This window comes from Bartonella sp. AD13SXNS (genome assembly GCF_042196465.1).
Taxonomy (GTDB): domain Bacteria; phylum Pseudomonadota; class Alphaproteobacteria; order Rhizobiales; family Rhizobiaceae; genus Bartonella.
On sequence record NZ_JBHIQI010000001.1, the window covers coordinates 1 to 19,236 of the forward strand.

The 19,236-nt window shown below is 37.1% G+C and carries 7 protein-coding genes and 1 pseudogene; 4 read left to right on the top strand and 4 right to left on the bottom strand.

Annotation, left to right across the window (positions count from 1 at the left end; translation table 11 throughout):
* The 3 genes and pseudogenes from ACFIMQ_RS00005 to ACFIMQ_RS00015 all read right to left on the bottom strand — a co-directional run.
* Positions 1–2,639 (bottom strand): annotated as a pseudogene (locus ACFIMQ_RS00005) (hypothetical protein); the annotation flags it as partial.
* Positions 2,640–4,068: 1,429 nt separating this feature from the next.
* On the bottom strand, positions 4,069–10,884 hold the full coding sequence (locus ACFIMQ_RS00010; protein WP_375703142.1) for a Vomp family autotransporter: 6,816 nt from the start codon (positions 10,882–10,884) through the stop codon (positions 4,069–4,071).
* Positions 10,885–11,940: 1,056 nt separating this feature from the next.
* The gene (locus ACFIMQ_RS00015; RefSeq protein ID WP_375615750.1) at positions 11,941–12,447 is read right to left on the bottom strand and encodes a helix-turn-helix domain-containing protein; all 507 of its coding nucleotides are present in this window, start codon (positions 12,445–12,447) and stop codon (positions 11,941–11,943) included.
* A 493-nt stretch (positions 12,448–12,940) separates the two neighbouring features.
* Between ACFIMQ_RS00015 and ACFIMQ_RS00020 the strand changes: the two genes are divergently transcribed.
* Positions 12,941–13,387: a hypothetical protein gene (locus tag ACFIMQ_RS00020; RefSeq protein WP_375608751.1), complete on the top strand. Its 447-nt coding sequence runs from the start codon at positions 12,941–12,943 to the stop codon at positions 13,385–13,387.
* A gap of 2 nt (positions 13,388–13,389) precedes the next feature.
* Positions 13,390–13,659 (top strand): hypothetical protein, encoded by a 270-nt coding sequence (locus tag ACFIMQ_RS00025; RefSeq protein ID WP_012754562.1) that lies wholly within the window; start codon positions 13,390–13,392, stop codon positions 13,657–13,659.
* 319 nt (positions 13,660–13,978) lie between these two features.
* Here ACFIMQ_RS00025 and ACFIMQ_RS00030 read toward each other — a convergent pair whose 3' ends face one another.
* Complete coding sequence (locus ACFIMQ_RS00030) at positions 13,979–15,190, bottom strand: MFS transporter (RefSeq protein ID WP_375615554.1); 1,212 nt, start codon at positions 15,188–15,190, stop codon at positions 13,979–13,981.
* A gap of 1,127 nt (positions 15,191–16,317) precedes the next feature.
* Here ACFIMQ_RS00030 and ACFIMQ_RS00035 point away from each other — a divergent pair.
* The gene (locus ACFIMQ_RS00035; protein WP_375703143.1) at positions 16,318–17,508 is read left to right on the top strand and encodes a hypothetical protein; all 1,191 of its coding nucleotides are present in this window, start codon (positions 16,318–16,320) and stop codon (positions 17,506–17,508) included.
* The gene (locus ACFIMQ_RS00040) at positions 17,505–18,710 is read left to right on the top strand and encodes an ATP-grasp domain-containing protein (RefSeq protein ID WP_375703144.1); all 1,206 of its coding nucleotides are present in this window, start codon (positions 17,505–17,507) and stop codon (positions 18,708–18,710) included. The genes ACFIMQ_RS00035 and ACFIMQ_RS00040 overlap by 4 nt, the downstream gene beginning before the upstream one ends.
* Positions 18,711–19,236: the final 526 nt, after the last annotated feature.

Sequence of the window (19,236 nt, forward strand, 5' to 3'; positions counted from 1 at the left end):
CCCTCTGTTTTATCGTAATGAACAACAGCCGAGTCATCTGACTGAAGACTGTTAGAAAGATCCTTCAAACCTTTATCTAGCTGACCTTTGTTAACAGCTTCATTATCCTTTGTTGCTTCACCAACACCTGAAAGTGTCCGATCCGCACCAGTCTTGTTGGCTATGTTGATTTCACTGCCTTCTACTTCTTTACCAATAGTGATAAGATTGGTTGTTTGATCTTTCTTAACAAGGCTATCACCTTTCACATTGGTAATCTCATTATTAATTTCTTTACTAATCTCATTTCTAATATTTGTGAAAGAATTACCAACTCCAGCCAAAGCATCCGCCACATTGCCATAGTCTATCTCTTCAGATTTACCATCATCCTTAACTGTCTTAACCTTAAAACTTGGAGCAGTCCATTGTCCTTGCTCATCATAACCTGCACCACCACCAAAATAGGTTGCAAGCGTGTTACCCATTGCATAAAGTTGACTACCAATGACAGCATCCGTTGAGTCGGGGCTGATCTCAGCCTTTTCTAGAAACGTAATTCTACTGTTTTCTTGTGTTCTTACAGCTTTGCCTTTTTCTTCTTTTTTCTTTTCATGACGCGCTACAAAGGCATTGACCTCATCATTCCATAACAAAGAATCCTGTGCCACTCCTTCAGAAACTTCTTTAATCCGTGTATTCACATTCTTGATATTTGTATCAAGACCTGCAAAAGCACTCCCAACATCATTAAAAGAGCCCTCTGTTATATTACCCTTTGTATCAATCTTGGATAAGTTATAAGTTGGTCCCGTCATGGCAGAACCAGCAACGCCTGCACCTCCACCAAAATATTTTGATGTATTCGCCATAGCCGTTTCCAGATTTCTCGCTGTCGACGAAAGACTCTCATTGGTTTTGCTTAACTGTGAAAAATTAACTGCATCGTTCGCTCCAGTGCCATCAGACACTCCTGTAATCTTTTTACCCCCAGCATCTATCCCAGAAATGATTATTTTCGGTCCACCAGAAATCACTAAGCCTGTTGCGTCTAGGGTACTGCTTCCTGCAGTTACTTTATTGACTGCAATTTCCTTAGCTAGATCAAATTTTACATTATTATCTTTATCACTTTTTGTAATCGTAAGATTTGTACTTCCAGCGGAAAAATCTACCGCGCTGTCCATAATAACGGTCTTACCATTCTTACCCCCAACAGATAGCTTCCAACCGTCATTTCTTACGAGACTTTCTAAGTCTTTTAACTGTATAACATTTACTGCATCAGTAGGTTCACTACCAGCTGCTACACCTATAATCTGCCGCGTTATGCCCTTACTAAGATCACCAATACTAACGGCACCCTGCGTGCTCTTCCAGTGCGCTTTAGTGTTTTTTGCCGGCCCCTGCAGCAAAGAAGTATACCCCAAAACACCAGCAGCCCTATCGGATACAGAATATCTCCCTATAGCAACGCCATCATTCACCGAAACCACAGAATCAACACCGATAGCGATAGCTCCCTCTCCCTCTGCTTTCGAATAAAATCCAAGAGAAATAGCATGCTTACTAAGTGCCTGTGCACGATGACCAACAGCAGTCGTACCATACTCCAAAGCCTTAGAAACAGCACCCACAGCCGTTGAATAATCACCCTTCGCAAAGGTATGATCGTCTGGCCCAACCGTTTCATTATATTCGGAACCTATCGCAACACTGTCTTTACCTAAAGCATGAGCCATGTAGCCTATAGCAATGCCATCCACTTCACTTGATACCCGTGCTTGATAACCTAGAGCAATACCACGCTCTCCCCCCTCATCCACCTGTGCCTTAGAACCTATAGCTATTGAATGCTGACTAAAAGCATTTGCATGATGACCAATAGCAATCGCATCTTCCTGCGTAGTGCCAGCAGAATCCCCCAACGCTATTGTAAACTTGCCGAAAGCTCTAGCTTGAAAACCTATGGCAATTGCTTTTTCATCTCCAGCAGTTGTTCTTTGCTCTCCAGTAGCATAGTCTGGAGCAGAACCAATCGCAATACTATTATGAGCATTAGCGTAAGAAGATAAACCTATAGCAACACTTCTATCTTGTTTTGCTTCCGCCAATGGACCTAACGCAACAGCATCATAACCTTTTGCACTCGCACTATAACCCTGCTCCAAAGGATGACCATTGCCTTTTGCTGCAGCTCTTTGGGTCGATACTGCTCTTAACAAACCAGGAGAGTTTGAAAAATCTACACCATCTATAGAATTTGTATGAATACTTTTTGTGAACTGTTGTACTTTTTTATCACTCACATTTTCAGCTTTGAATATACTTGATACACCTTTCGATGCAGTACTATTATCTGGAGCTAAAACATTCACAACAGGACTATAATCACTGACATTAGACAAGATTTTGGCTAAAAAATTTGCGTAGTCATCAGAAGTATTCGAACCAGCAACAGAGACGATACTTTTTGGATAAGATATATCAGCACTTTTTAAACCTTCAACAAATGTATTTCTAAAATCAGGATTTGCTGAAAAAACAGAGGTAATATTCGATACAAATGTAGCTACCACAGCCAATGAAAGAATTTTAACAAAAGAAAAACGAGAAAGTTGTAATTCACTCGCCCCTTGTGTGGTATATAATTTCTTCATAATGAACTCCCCAAAAAAACCTTTAGAAACACACTTAAGAACACAAAAAAGACATATTTTAATGATAAGAAGCGCGTGAGATTTGGATTTTGAATGTTTTGTTGTTAGCATTTTAAATCTTTTTATGTTTGTGTTGCATGTGATTTCTATAACCAGACCTAAATGAAACTCTTTCATGAGTATGGAAAATATTTTTAGGTTCTTATTGAAAACGGGTTTTTGTTTTATATATTAAGTGTAAAAGGGCTTTTCTGTATTATATTAGTGTATATAAATATTAAATATGTATTAAAAAGGGTTTTACTTGAGGTGTTTTTTTAATAAGCTGCTTTAAAGTAAGGGTTTTTTAATTGTTCTCTTACTTGTAATTTCTTTCTATTAAGGATTTATTAGCTATTAATGAGTGAACGCCTAAATATTTCAGAATCCGTAGCTCTTTTAGCCTTAAGCTATAACATCAAAACGAAATGTACGTTTGAAATATATTCTATACGCATTTTTACTTTCCCCCTTTGAAAGGTTTCCATCAAAACGAGTCCTACTAAGATATTTCATCTACGATTAAGCAATTAAAATAAAATAGCAAGAAAAAAATGAGTCTTTTCAATAAAGTATATCATTATGGATTCTAGTGTGTCCTTTTTGCAATAAAAGCAGAATGCTTGTAAGAAATGCAGGGGCACTGTACAGCATCATAATTTAGCGCGTCGCTAAAAATCTTGTAATATTCAATTATGGATGCAATCTATACCTCTCCTTTGTATCATCTGCACCCTTTATACTTTAACCACAAACCTCTCATTAAAATCAACAAAAATAAAGACTTAACGGCGTTGATGGTTAAAATCTGTTTGCTTCGTCTTATTTAGGATAAACCTTTTGGGTTTGAGTTTTTTATTGCTAATTCAGCGTTACACTAAACCCTGTGCATATCCCCATTGTTCGCCAGCACTTGTAATCGATAAATTAGAGCAAATCTTTCTATCTTCTGACATGTAGCTCCTATAGAAAAGCTAATTTGTGCATAGGGCGGAGTTAGTTTAGTATATTGTTTTTATAACCTCCTCTAATAAAATTGAAATAAATTTAACGATATACTTCTACCTTATCAGAGAGTTTTTTAGTAAATTTGCAACTTTGGAGAAAGTGAAAGGGTATTTATTTTTTCTATCTATAAAGCTCTATAGATCTTTTAGATTTAAAACTTAAAGCAGCAAATAATGAACATATATTATATGAAAAAGCTTATTATCTTATTTTGAAAAAGAAGTTCGCTTTGTTGAAATCTTGCAAGCTTTTGCTGTTTTTTTACCTGTAGTTATCATTATATCACTTATCAATTTATATATTTTTTACATACGTAAAAAAAATTCCACCCCTGCCTCATGAGACAGGGGTGAAAAGAAATTTTTATGTATTTTGTTTATTATCAATTCAATGTCATATTGAATCCCGCACCTATACCCCAGTGACCTCCAGAAGTTGTTGCGGATATATTAGAACGGTATTTTCCATTTTCTGAGGTGTAACCTGCACCAAAGGCAAATGCAGATTGACTACGCCATAAACCAGTACCAAATCCAACGCTTAATTTTCCAGGTGTATCATTGTAGCGTAAGTTAGAAACCGCTAGCCCAATAGCCGCTGCTTGTCTGGCCTCTTTTTTCACACTCTCAATACTATAGTTTAAAACATCAAACTTCATATCTGTATATTGCTTAGCCCGATCAACAGCATCATCAATCGCATCAATCACAATATTATTAACCCGTTGATCCGTATACTGCTTGGATTCATCAAGAATAATCTTCATCTGTTCTTGGGTGTAATCATGCAATTGTCCACCATTTACAGCCTCTTTCGAACCTTTTTCAATTTTACCATCAGCGACATTATCAATCAGAACAGGTTCACTGGCATCACCACCCGCTAATGTGATTTTATTGGTTTTTTTGCCGTTTTCATCTCTATCATAACGAACCGCATCCTCTTCAATGTTGTCAACTCTATTATTGATGTTATCAACTTTACCATTAATATTGAGAACTGTATCACCAATATCAGCAATGGTATTGGAAATGTTATCAACTCTATTTGAAATATGCTTAACATCTTTTTCAACACCAGTGATACGTTCATTGGTTTCCCAAAGTTGTCCACCATTAACCGCATCTTTCGAACCTTTTTCAACTTTACCATCGGCTACATTGATAATCTTACTTGGTTGACCATCATGGTTAGCGTCATAGGCTCCTTTCTCCTTATTCCAGTGTAGAACATCTGAATCAACCTTGTTGATGACATCATTAATACGGTTATTAATATTTGACATCCCCGTATTAATATCACCAAAAGCATCAGCGACATTATGGTGCTCTTTCTCAGCAGTATTGCCATTCTCATCGACTTTAGAAATCTTGAAGGTAGGGTCTGTCCATTGACCATTCTCATATTTAGCACCACCACCGAAATAATTAGCAAGCTTGTTGCTCATGAGATAAAGTTGGTTACCTGTAATGGCATCCGTTGAACCTTCGGCAATCTCACCATCCAAAAGATACTTTAATTTGCTCTTTGTCTTCTGCCCATCTTTTTCATGACGTGCAACAAATGCTCCTTCTTCATCATCCCATAATAAAGCATCTTTTGAGATACCTTCAATTTTCTGATTAAACTCATTGGATACATTCGTTAAGCGCTGATTCACACTTTTGACATTCGCATCAAGCCCCGTCAAAGCATCACCAACATTATAATAGTTAACTTTTGCTACTTGGCCATCTTCAACAATGGTAGATAAGCTATATTTTGGTTGTTTAAAAGCACCATTTTCGAATGCGGCACCACCACCAAAGTAATTTGCAATATCTCCTGATATTTTATTAATCTGGCTACCATTGATTGCATCATGAGAATCCTGGGAAATTGCACCATCCTTAACATTCAAGAGAGCAACCGGCCCATTGCTCTTATCGCCACCTAAAGTTACACTACTGTAATTAACATTGCCATTTTCACCTTTATCGTAGAGAACTGCAGAAGCAGTTACTGTCTCAATATCTTTTGTAATATCCTTTATGCTTTTATCCAGTTGGTCTTTGTTAACAGCTTCATCGCCCTTCTCTGCTGCCTTAACACCAGAAATAGAACGCGCTACACCAGCATATCCCGCAATATTGATCTCAGTACCAGCTGTATCCTTACCAATAGTGATAGGAGCAGAAACTCCGTCTTGCTTAACAAGACTATTTTTTACCACTTCGGAAATCTTATTATCAATATTTGTGATCGAAGTATTAACACCTGTAAACGCTTCCGTAACATTATGATATGTCTCCCCCTGAATAAGGAAAGCTGGTTCTACACCATTCAGTACATCTGTACTACCCCCAAAATATTTCGATGTATTTTGAGCGACTGTTGTAAGATTGTCAGTAACAGTTGTAACCTTCTTATCCGTAGCAAAAAGCTGTGAACCATTTACCGCTTGCGTTGATGTTTGAGAAAGTTCTCCATCTTTCACACCAGAAAGTGTTCTTTCTTGATTATCTTTATTTACAAGGCTGATTTCAGTACCACCGGTTGCTTTACCCACAGTAATAAGACCATCTTCTCCCTCCTGTTTTACAAGGCTATTTTCTGTTACATTATTAATCTGATTATAGATATCCGTAATAGAATTATCGACACCTTCAAAAGCATCAGCGACATTATGATGCTTTTTCTCAACAATAGTGCCATCCTCATTACGCTGAGAAACTTTGAAAGTAGGATCTATCCACTCTCCATTCTCATAGCGAGCACCACCGCCAAAATAATTCGCAATCTTATCGCCCATCTTATAAAGTTGAGAACCATTTATTGCATCTGTTGAATCTCCTGAAATATCGCCATCCGCAAGGAACTTAATCTTACTATCTGTCTTCTGTCCATTTGGTCCACGCAGTGCAACAAACGCTTGTTCCTCTTCACTCCAAAGTAACGCGTCTTGAGAAAATTTATCAAATTTATCATCAAATTTCTTGTCTACATATTGTATATGTTTATTCACATTTTTGACATTTACATCAAGTCCTTCTAAAGCCGAACCAACATCTTCAAAAGTTTTCTGTGCTACTATACCATCTGTCGAAACTGTAGATAAATTATACTGTGGTCCAACAAAAACACCATTTTCAAATGAAGTACCACCACCAAAGAAACTCGCGATATCTCCAGATATTTTATTAATTTGGCTACCATTAATTGCATCTGTTGATTCTTCGTGAATTTCCCCATTCATAAGATAGCTAATCTTACTTTTTGTTTTATTACCCTCTCCACCATGCCGTGCAACAAACGCTTGTTCTTCTTCACTCCAAAGTAACGCATCTTGAGAGAGAGTATCAAATCTCTGAGTGAATTCATTAGTAACATTCGTCAAACGATTATTCACACTTTTGACATTCCCATCAAGTCCTTTCAATGCAGAACCAACATCACGATAATTAGCATTTTCTATAGTACCATCTTCAACAATAACAGATAAACTATATTTTGGTCCTTTAAAAGCACCGTCTTCAAACGCTGCATCCCCACCAAAGAATTTTGCAACATCTCCAGCTATTGTATTAATTTGACTACCATTTACAGCTTCCATGGAGTCTTTGGAAATTTCACCATTTTTCACACCTGCAATGGTTCGCTCTCCCTCAGTACCTGTGATATCAATTTTCGTACCGCCTTTTTCAGCACCAATAGTGATAAGCTTCTGATCTTCTTTCCATTTAACAAGACTATTTTCTGTTACATTATTAATCTGACTATAAATATCTGTGATAGAAGTATCAACAGCAGCAAAAGCATCAGTTACATTATTATGTTTTGTCTTCTGAACAGTAAACGTTGGTTTGATACCATTATATATATCTGTCTGCTCACCACCAAAAAAATCCGCTATAGTCTCTGTAATACTCAAGAGCTGATCACCATTAATTGCTTCTGTCGAATTACGTCCGATTTTTCCAGCTCTAACACCAGCAATAACTCGAGTTTCATCTTTACTGTTAGAAACATTTATTTCAACACCTTCTTTTTCGGCACCAATAGTGATAAGCTTTCCATCTTCTTTCCATTTAACAAGACTATCGTCCGCCACTTCTTTTATTTTCTCTTCTACTGTCTTCAACTGGTTAAGATTAACTGCATCCGTACCCAAAATACCGTCTTCCACTCTTCTAATTACTTTATCGCCCGCATCAATACCGCCATATGTTATACTTGGACCACGTTTAATCACCAAGCCATTATCAGTTATAGTAACTTCATCCCCTACTTTTATTTTATTAACTTTAATAAGTTCGTTTAAATCAAATGTTACCTCGTTATTATTGCCTCTTACAATTTTGAGATTTTTGTGATCATTCTTATCTGCAGCAGCTACAAACTTTACTGTACTCCCAGCTTTAACATCTGTAGCTTCTCCGTCTTCAACAGCAAGCTTCCAACCCGTTTTAATTCCCGCTGTAACATCTTTCAGCTGCTTAAAATTCACAGCATCGGTATCATCAGTTCCGTTAGCAACTTTTGTGATTTTTTTATTGTAAGCATCAATACCATCAACAGTTATGCTTGGTCCTCCATCAACAAACTTGAAGCCATCGTTGCTCATAATGCTGTTGCCTGTTGTAACACTCGTGAGCTTAATCTGTTCATTCAAAGAAAATGTGACTTTGTTATTATCTTTTACAATTTTGATATTTTTGCTTCCATCATCACTCGCACCAGCAACAAAATCTACTGTACTCCCAGCTTTAACATCTGTAGCATTATTCCCATCAACAGAAAGCTTCCAGCCATTTTCTGCAAGTGTTCTTACCTCTGTCAACTGCTTATAATTTACAGCATCGGTTTCTTCTTCCCCCTTAGCTACTCCTGTAATTTTTTTATCACCAGCATGAATACCATTTAAAGTTATGCTTGGTCCATTACCATCAATAAACTTAAAGCCCTCATCACTCATAATGCTGTTGCCTGTCGTGACACTCGTAAGCTTAAGGTTATCATTCAAAGCAAATGTAACTTTATTACTGTCTTTTGCAATTTTTATATTTTTGCTTCCGTCCTCACCCGCATCCGCAACAAGATCTACTGTACTCCCAGCTTTAACATCTGTAGCATTGTTACCATCAACAGAAAGTTTCCAGCCTGCTTCAGCAAGTGTTCTTACCTCTGTCAACTGCTTATAATTTACAGCATCAGTATCTTCTTCCCCTGCCGCTACTCCTTTAATCGTTTTATCACCAGCATGAATACCATTAACAGTTATGCTCGGCCCCTCATCACCGTCAAATCTAAAGCCAGCAGCATCCATAATGCTGTCTCCTGCTGTGACAGTCATTACCTGAATATCATCAGCTAGATCAAATGTGACATTGTGATCATTATCTTTTTCGATCTTGATATTTTTTGTACCTTTATTGTCAACTGACTGAAAATTTACTGTACCATTTGGACCAATAGCCGTAGCATTTCCACCGTTAACAGCAAGCTGCCAACTCGTTTTGTTCGCGTTTTTCACCTCTTGCAACTGTTTATAATTCACTGCATCGTTAGGTTCAGACCCATCTGCTACGTTTGTGATCTTTTGATTTCCAGCATCAATACCATCAACAGTCATGCTTGGACCATCATTACCATTAATAAAAAAGCCGTCTACAGTCATGCGTGAACCGCTTTCACCGTTAACAAAAAAGCCATCATCACTCATCGTGCTTTGGCCTGTGGTGACTTGCGTCAATTTAAGATGATCATTTAAAGTAAATTCAATTTTATGCTTATTATCTGCAGTTTCTCTTTTAATCTTTAAGTTGTCTTTTCCCGCTTCTTTTTCACTTTTCACTGAAAAATCTACGATATTACCTGAATTCACATCTGTCGGATCGGTATCGTTAGCAGAAAGTTTCCAACCCCCTCCCTCTGCTATGACATCTCTCATAGCTTTCAACTGTGCAACATTCACTGCATCAGTGTCTTTACTCCCTGCTGCGACATTTGTAATCTGTCGCGTTAAATTCTGGTTAGTATTACCAACACTAAAATCACCTGCAGTGCTTTTCCATGCAAGATCACTTTTTGTTGTTGTAGTATTTGTTACAGGATCATACCCCAAAACTTCCCCATTAACACGAGAGACAGATCCTCCCCCCACAGCAACACCATCTATAACACGTACTTGTGCATTTATACCAATTGCAACTGAATGAGCCATCTCAGCATAAGTATGAGTACCTATGGCAATCGAATTTTTACCCTTTGCTATTACTTTTCTTTCCTCCCCGTTGTCTGCAGGTTCCCCACCACCTATTGCAATAGAACCAAGAGCTTCCGCTTCAGCCTTCGTGCCTATAGCAACCGCGTACTCGTCAGTTGCTTTGGTCTTTAATCCTAATGCAATACTACCGTAACCAGATGCAGATGCCACCTTACCAATAGCAACACTATTTATACCGCTCGCTGTTGCATCTGAACCAAACGCAATCGCATCATCCAACGTAGCTTGGGAACGCACACCTATAGAAATGCTATTCTTACCAGAAGCGGTTGCGAGACCACCAAAAGCAACAGCAGATTTCCCCGATGCTTCTGAGCCTACACCCATAGCAACACTTGCTATACCACTTGCAAGTGCGGAAACACCAAAAGCTTGTGCACCCCCTGCCTTTGCTGTCGCGCCTGCACCCAAAACGGTTGAATAATTACCCGTCGCTGCAGACCCACAACCTGTTGCAAAAGAATAAACGCCATAAGCCTCAGGCATAGCATTAGCGATACCACCAGTAAGTCCCCCCATATAACCACCTAAAACTCTACCATTAGTGCTAGTCGTGTATCCATCACCCCCCCAAATAACCTGTTCAGTGGTCGTACCATAAGGACTACGACCTCCAAAAGTTTTCTCACCAACAAATCTTTCATATTGTTCTTCTGCGGTTATTCGTCCAGTATCAGGAATTGCCTGCTGTTGTTTGCCGCCACGACCAATAACATTGTCTGCACCACAAAAATCATCATCACCAGCAAAAACAACACTCCCATGACTACCATGCGGATACCTGACATCACCACCATTTGTGCTTCTAACCAGCTCTCCTGTTATTGAGAGATTCGCCGCGAAAACAGGAGAAACACTCGATAAGAGTGTAGCCATTACCGTACTAAGAGAGACAACTTTAATTAAATTTGGTGTGGAATATTTTTTTTTCATAAGAACCTCCTCCAACAGAGTTCAACATCATTACAACGCGCGGAAACACTCATGGCAAAACCCTTAGTTTGCGCACTTCAAAAACCAATAAATCAAGACAAAACCCTCCCCTTCCGATGCCGATATTTTTACGGCATCGCCCTAAAATCTTTGCAACAACATCGAATCTAGAAAAGTCCCCAACCCTTTTAGCTAGAGGGATTCAAGCTAAAAAATAAATAAAAACACAAAACTTTGAAAATATACCGTTATCTCCATTCAAAAATACTGCGATTTATCTCTTAACAAAAATAGTTTCACTAAAGAGCAATTCTACTTTTCAAATAAAGCGCATTAAAAGAATGGCAAGAGTGTAAAAATAAATTTTTATAAATTTGTAAAAATACTTCTCAATAAAATAGCTGTTCTTATAAGCACAAATTTATGATTTTTTAACTTATAGCATAATGTAATAATGACGATTATCATGATAACATCACTCTTTGCTGCGAAGTAATCTGTTTCAATATATGATGTACATCTTTGAAAGAATTTTTTTATATCCAATATAATGAGAAACTTCCTATTAAAAGTTTTAACGTACTCATCTCATCGTCTTCATAAAAAAGATAAAAGCGCTATAAATAATCTTTCATTCTTCTCTCTTTCATGTCTATTCCCCTTCTATAGTCATCAAACACCGTCCTTGTATTTTCACTATTGTATGAATTTTTTTAATATTACAAATCGAAAAGAAGCTGTTTTCTAAACTCTTTCCTCTCACATAACCCACTGTATTTTCACTGTTGTCCGTACCTTTTCTTCAACCAACAAATATTTCAGGAATGATGCTATACTCGCTTCCTTTTGTAGAAATTTTGTTTGTATCACTACTCGTCATTCTTTTTATCTGTATTAGAGCAATGTATTGATTTATAATGATAGTTTCTCGTTTTTCAGATCGAATAAGAGACTCGAAAATCGTGAGATTTTCACATTCCAAACTTGGTTATACAGCAGAAGATCAAAAAAGTTTTATTTTTTTAAAAGGCTGTTCAATCGTATCTTATGAAATTTCTAGATGTGCTTTTCAGTTTCGATTTTACGCTTTAAATGTAATTTTAAAAGTGGCAAAGTGGCTTCGACTTCTTCTATATCATTGAGGTTTTGAATAAGCTCTTGCAATCTTCCATAAAGCTCTGCTGCTAATTCCGCAACATCTTCAGGAGAAAGTGTTATTTTTGCATCATGATAGGTCGTATAAACTAAATGTCCCAGCTTTTTCATCAGCCCAGTAGGAATCGCCTGCGGTTTAAAACCAGCTGCTTTCGCCTTTGCCACATCTGAAAACATCTCACCATCACCCGTTACAAGCCAATCTAATGAAACACCACAAATTTCTTGATATTTGGAGAGCGCAGAGGCTGTAGGCTCACTTATACCAGTTTCATAAGTTCCTATAGAGCCAGCAGTGATACCAAGATGTTCAGCAAACTGCTTACGCTCTGTAAAACCAAGAGCGTGACGCACTTCACGAAAACGTTTTGCCAACTCAGTTTTAGGTTTTGCTTCCGGACGAGCCAAAAAAAACACTCCAAAATCAATATAATTGTTGACTAAATAATTATATTGATTTATATCTATCATTACTGCCCCTTAAGAAGAGCAGTTATCACATACATACCCCACAAAAACGGATGTTATAGCATCCATTTAAGCAGGAGCGAAAATTATGACAATTACAAAAAATGCAATCGCCGTGGTATTTTTCTGAGCTGCGCCCCTGTAATATAATCTTGGAAAAACTTAAGCCTATCAGAGGCTATTTTCCAGAGTCAAAAACATTTGGACACAGGCCAATGAAAAAACTAAACGCACCACTGCCAACTCTATCAGTTCGCATGCCAAGCCAATTGTTGCCAACTGCTTTCTCAAAAGTCGCAGTCATATTCTTTCAAAAGCAAAAAGCCTAATACGATTCTCTTCATTTCATGCTGTGCAATATACCACTGAAATCTTATTACAAAAATATGCAAACGCATTTCCCATAGGTTTTTATAAGGTAAAAAGTTTATCAATGTCTAAAAATCAATATAAAATAGGCAAAATAATTGGTATTCTACAAAAAATGAGATTATCACTCGTTATTAAAAAGTTAGACGTTTACAAACCCTGTTTGCTTATTTTATATATTAATGGCACTGATTTAGCTGTAACTGGCAATAGAGATTTCAGGGTGTTTGGTTTATCGTCAGAATACTCTTCCTCTACGCATATTAAAAGCCTTTTGGCAATGTATTTTAAATGCTATAAATTCTATAGTAAACACATTGCCATCCATATTTACAATTGGGCGCTTCAAAATCTTGGAGTAATAAAATCTTTAATAGGCTTTGATTTAAAAGCGCGTATTTTGCAGAAAATTGACAAAACCATGAGGTTCGTATACATGGCAATTTTAAGTGATGATAGTGGAGTGATACTTAAAAAAGCTGCATGGAAACCCGCAACGTTGAGGAATTAAGCATGACCTCTTTATGCGATAAAGAATTATCTGATACACTGGTTGGTCTTTATGACGACTATCAACGCGGTTTCGACATTGGAGAAGAGCTTAAATTGTGCGTGGATTTGGCGTTATCTCTTGAATTGGAACTCAGTATTCACCGTTTAAGTGAAACAGATGCTGTTTTAAAAAAAGAGATTGTGCAAACCTTGCATCGTCGTAGAAATACTCATTCCAATGAAGATGAAATTGATACAATTTTTCATATGGATTTTGAAAAACAAAAATAATGCAATACTCTCCCCGTATGATAAGATATTCCCTCATCGCTTTACTTTCTGCTACGCTTAGACAAAAAACTTTCAAGAAGATTTAAAGTGTTCCGTTTTCGTCTTCTTAACAGCAGTGAGGTGAATTAAAGAAACGCATCAATTCTTTTGGGTCATTATCAAAAAGTAAAGGGTATTCTCTAGCATACATCAATTTATGCTTTATTCATTAAGTACCAACTTTTACATTTTCTCAACTCTCCTTTAAAAGCAAAATATGAAATGTGCTGCAGCGTAAATATTTATAAAATAGCGTATATTGACCACACTTAAACGTAATTTATTGTTTTTCATGTTTATAAAACAGCACTATGAGTATTCCAACAAACGCAACAATGCTTTGAAAAAAATATATCGATTGGGGTGATATGCTACTGCTATCGCTTGCCATAGTGAGGTAGACTCCGAGGATCAAGCATCCAGAGATACCATTAAAACTTGCCTGCAATCTTCCTTGGTATTCAGGATCACAAGAGAGTTGTGATAAAGAAATCGAAAGAGCCCAACTCGAAAGTCCAAACCCAATCATAAAGTAAACAGGAAAAACAACAAAATTGTGTGTATTAACAGATAAAATAGCGAGGCCAATAGCCATAAAAGCTAATAAAATGGCTAATGTTTTCCTTATGGATAAAACTTTACAAAGAAGTGGTGAAAAAAACGCACCTGTCAATACGCCCATAGAATAAAGCACCTCAAATATTGCAAAGGTCGTGCTATCCGCATGTAAAACCTCTTGTATATAAGGAACAAGAATAACAGGAATGGTCATCAAAAGAGTCATAATAATCATCTGGCTTATATAAGGTACAAAAAGAGCCGGATTCTGTTTAAAATAATGAAGGGATGCTGTATAATTTTCCCACCAATTTTGCTGGTTTTGATTTTTAGATCTTCGGTTTTTAGGTACCTTCATTGCAAAATTAAATAAACCAGCAATGATAAAGAATATACCACCTATTAGAAGAGTTCCTTTTGTTCCTGCATAGGACAGTATAAATCCACTTAAGCCCATACCTACGATAGTGCCAAGTTCATAAACCATATCGATGGTCGCATTTGCATTGATGAGCTGTTCCTTCAGCACAATACTTTGAATTAAAGAAATAGCTGATGGCATATAAAAAGGGATAAAAATACCCAAAAGAGCAGATAAGACCATCAATTCAATTTCTATACCAAAATGCCAAAGCATTACCCAGCTTACGATTACCAAACCTCTCACAAGATTTGAAATAATAATCTGCGTTTTACGGTTATATTTATCTGCCAATATGCCAAAAATAGGCGCAAAAATAATGCCAGGCGTCCAAAGAAAAAGCATCATCAACGCTACACCACGGATTGAGCCCGTCTGATTGTAAGCGAGCCATGACAATGTAATATAATTTAGTCCACTTCCAAATGTAGCAAATAAGCCGCTCAAAGTAAAATAGAGAAAAGTTCTATTTTCAAATAAAGCAATGCGTTCCTTCAAATTTGAAGTGAACATAAATTATCCTCTAAAATGAATACCAGTCGATATGCATGATACATCCTGTTTAAAAACAGGCATTCTTACAATTTTCATTTTAGATCATTAAATTTAAGAAAGCAAAATCCTTTTTTAGGCTTTTAAAATCTCTATTCTGTCGTATGATCAATTTTTTATATGAAAATAAAATATTTACATATAAAGATAGAACAAAATTAATATTTTATGTGCATTTATTCAGAAACTATACCTTTATAAATAATGTAAAACAATTTTACGGTATTGAAGATTCATACGTATCATTATCTTACAGGAAGTTTACCTACACATCGTGAATGCAATATAGTATCGTTGAAGCTTATTCTTTTGCTCTTACCAAAGAGCAATAGTCGTAACTCAGATTCAGACAAACCTAAAAAGTCTAGCATAGCATTTGCATCGTTATTATACATGTTCAGAAAAAGCTTTAGTTGCTATATTAAAAAGGAAAACTTTATTATTCCATCAAAATAGATTCTTTAGTACTTGAAAAATAACCAGAAATGATGGTTGATCAATCTCTTCTGGTACAAAACTTTCTTAAGGAAAGCAATGAAAAATAGAAAGCCTCATCATTTATTGCCATGAGAAACAAAGTGAATGTACTACAAAAGTCATATTGGAAGCGCCAAAAAATGAAAGTGACAAATACGAATAAAAAATAACAATGCCTATGGTGCTGTTACATAGCAAAGAAAAAACTTGTGCTATTGCTACATTAAAGTCAGAAGGAGAAAGTTTTTTAAGGTAACAACGAAAACATAAGCGCCATTATTGCCTCCCCCCTTAACTTATTTTCACACTCAAATAGGATCGAGCACATCCCCCCCCCAAGAACATAGCTATGCTAGCCGTTTAGCGAAGAAACTTCTTATTGGCAAAACATCCTACAAGAAGCACAATAAAAACACCAACTGTCTCTGCTCTCAGTCTCTCCGAAAATTAGCTATCACAATGATAAACATTATTGTTCAAATTTATATCATGCTCTTATCGAAAGAACTTGACATGCCTAACGACACAGATATTAGTTTTTTATAAAAACGTATAGATGTATATTTTTAGATATACGAACATGGGGGGAAGGTGATGGGCGCAAAGAATTAATGTTTCGGTTTTATGGGCTTGTTGTCCTGCTGTATCTTTCTGATATGGTTTTATTTTTAAGTAATCTTTGGAATGCTTATCGCATAACCTCCTCATCGGTTTTCCTAGGCGTAACCATGGCTTTGGGCACCCTTATGCCCTATCTTTTGAAAAAAAGCGGACTTGTGCGCATTAAAGCCTCACTGCGGTTGGTAGATTTATACAAAAGGCGGATCATTATCTATAGCCTTCTTTTATTGATTGCATTTTTCCATTACGCTGATTCCCCCTTTGGTTTTATCGCTGTCTCTATCTCTATTGGTTATCTCTCTTTGATCACTTTAAGTACGCTGGAGACTTATAATACTAAACTCTCGCTTAGTGGCTATATTAGTGCTCAAAAGGCTTCCCGCATTATGCAAACAGTGGTGCAGATTGGCGCCTTTTTGGGAGCAGCATTGAGTGGTTATCTCTTGGAAGCAACCAGCCCTCAAGGGGCTGCAGCTGAAATCGGCTATAATGGTTTGATTGTGACACTTTGTGTGTTTGACATAATTATAAGCATTATAGCCGGATATATTATCTTTTGCGATGAATATAACGCCACAGATACCACAGCACTTGAAATTGGTAAGAAGCCAGCGCCTACACCGCAAGCGGATGGGCTCTCCCGTGAGCTTAAACTTTTATGCGTCTTCATAGGACTTATTGGCTTTCATATTTGCGCTTATAATACGCTGGCAACTATTCTTTTTCAGAGTGTAAAAAATTTTGGCTCTGAATATTATGGGCTGTGCAGCGCAGTTGCGGGTGTGGGGGCTTTTCTAGCTGCTTTTATCAAAATCCCGCGCTTTGAATTTATTCTCCCAGCCCTTATGTTGAGCGTAGCTGATCTTATTTTTAGCACCACACAATCGCCCTATTTGGCTGTGGTCTTTTGCTTTTTTATTGGACTTTCAATGAATACCATGCGAATTAATGCCCGCAAACATACGATTGAAGCGACCAAAACAGAGGCTCAAGCAGAGCTGCTGGGAAGCTATAGCGGTATGCTTTATACTCTCTCCCAATCGACAGGTTATATCATTCTTGGTCTTCTTACAAGCTCTGCCCTTATGGGTCCTCAAGCAGCTGTTTATCTTCTCCCCCTTATAGGGCTAATAATCTTTATTTATGTTCTTTTCCTTTTATTACAGCGGAACAAAGTATGAGAAAACCTATTCTTATTGTCGACCCTTTCTCCACAGGTGCCCTCTATGGCCCTGCTTTGCAAAAATTAGGCTATGCTTGTTATGGTGTTATCTCTCAACAAGCTCCTTTTTCACACTATATGCTTTCTTATCAGGGAGAGGGCATGGCAGAAGCGAAACTTCATAATGTAGATGAGATAAAGACACGCTTTCCTATCGGAACGATAGAGGCTGTAATAGCGGGTGCCGAAGGGGGTATTTATTGTGCAGATCAATTGGCGGCTTATTATAATTGCCCTGGGAATAATCCCTCAACCACAGATTGGCGACGGAAAAAGGCAGCAATGCAGAAGCACCTTTGTGAAAACGGTTTATCTTATATCCGATCAAAAATTCTTACAAAAGACAATTATACTTTCGATGGTTTTGAAAGCCACAGCGGCTATGTGGTAAAGCCAAATGATTCTGCAGGAAGCGATGGTGTTTTATTTTTCTCTAATCTTGAGGAAGTGGCGGCATGGTCCTCTAGAATCGACTGGACGCAAAAAAATATTTTTGGCGCACCTAACGAGGCTTATTTGCTCCAAGAAAGATTGGAGGGAGAGGAATACATCGTCGACGCCATCGTAAAGGGAGAGGCTATAAAGGTATGTGCTTTATCGCGATATAAAAAAGGTATTCATAATGGAAGTGCTTTTGTTTATGAATCGCTTGATGTGCTTGATGCTCAAGATCCCCTTTATGCCGCTCTTATCTCTTATGCAAAACAGTGCATTCGCGCGGTGGGGATTGAATATGGGCCTGCGCATATGGAAATCATGCAAACAGCTCGTGGTCCAGTGATGATCGAAGTAGGAGCCCGCCTCCACGGGGGGATTGCGCCCACTTTGTTTGCACATTGCTATGAAAATGATTTACTTGAAAGCTCCATTAACCTTATTACGGGAGTGTTTTCGCAAACACCAAGTCGCTTTAAGAAAAAAGGGCGTATTATCTTTCTTATCAATAAAATTGATGGTCGTATCATACAAGATATTAATCTATGGCAGCAAAAGCTTCATTCTTGGGAAAATGTCGTCCATTTTATGCTCTTTTTTAAAGAAAATGAACCCCTCCCCCTGACCATTGATTTAAATACCTGTCCAGCCATTATAGCAATTTTGGGCGAGAGTGATGATGAATTATCGACTTTGGAAAGGATAATTCGTAGCAATTTTTTATAAAATACAACAATTGGGAGGAATACAGGGATTCAGCAGCGCAAATAATTAAAAATATAGACAAATATGAAAAATGGATCCAGCTTAACGGATTAAACAACAAAGAAATAATTTTGTTTACAGCTTTATTGTCGAGCATTCGCGGATGGATTCTAGTATTATCTCTATCTAGAACTCCCTATAGGCAAGAGGCAGAAAAGTTATCAAGCATACTTAGTATACCTTAATGATAACTGCTATTACCATGCGTGATGGCTCTAAAATGTAGATGGATTTGAACTTTTAAATAATTTTTTAACTCTTTAATCACTTTATTTCCATACTTTTTAAATAATATTCAATAACTTAAGTAAAATAAATATTTTTATTTTGGGTTTTGGTGTGTTGTTAATCTAAAGCATATGAAGAGAATATATTAAAGAATAACAATGTTTATACATCGAGATTTAAGCTCTGTTTTACAAAAGGAGGACTATTATGACACAGACGAAGCTAGCTATTAATCCGTTGTTGCAAACCAGTGGAGAGA

Excerpts from the sequence above, each read along its gene's own strand:
- ACFIMQ_RS00010 (WP_375703142.1), bottom strand. The coding sequence starts at position 10,884 with ATGAAAAAAAAATATTCCACACCAAATTTAATTAAAGTTGTCTCTCTT.
- ACFIMQ_RS00020 (WP_375608751.1), top strand. The coding sequence starts at position 12,941 with ATGTCTAAAAATCAATATAAAATAGGCAAAATAATTGGTATTCTACAA.
- ACFIMQ_RS00025 (WP_012754562.1), top strand. The coding sequence starts at position 13,390 with ATGACCTCTTTATGCGATAAAGAATTATCTGATACACTGGTTGGTCTT.
- ACFIMQ_RS00030 (WP_375615554.1), bottom strand. The coding sequence starts at position 15,190 with ATGTTCACTTCAAATTTGAAGGAACGCATTGCTTTATTTGAAAATAGA.
- ACFIMQ_RS00035 (WP_375703143.1), top strand. The coding sequence starts at position 16,318 with ATGTTTCGGTTTTATGGGCTTGTTGTCCTGCTGTATCTTTCTGATATG.
- ACFIMQ_RS00040 (WP_375703144.1), top strand. The coding sequence starts at position 17,505 with ATGAGAAAACCTATTCTTATTGTCGACCCTTTCTCCACAGGTGCCCTC.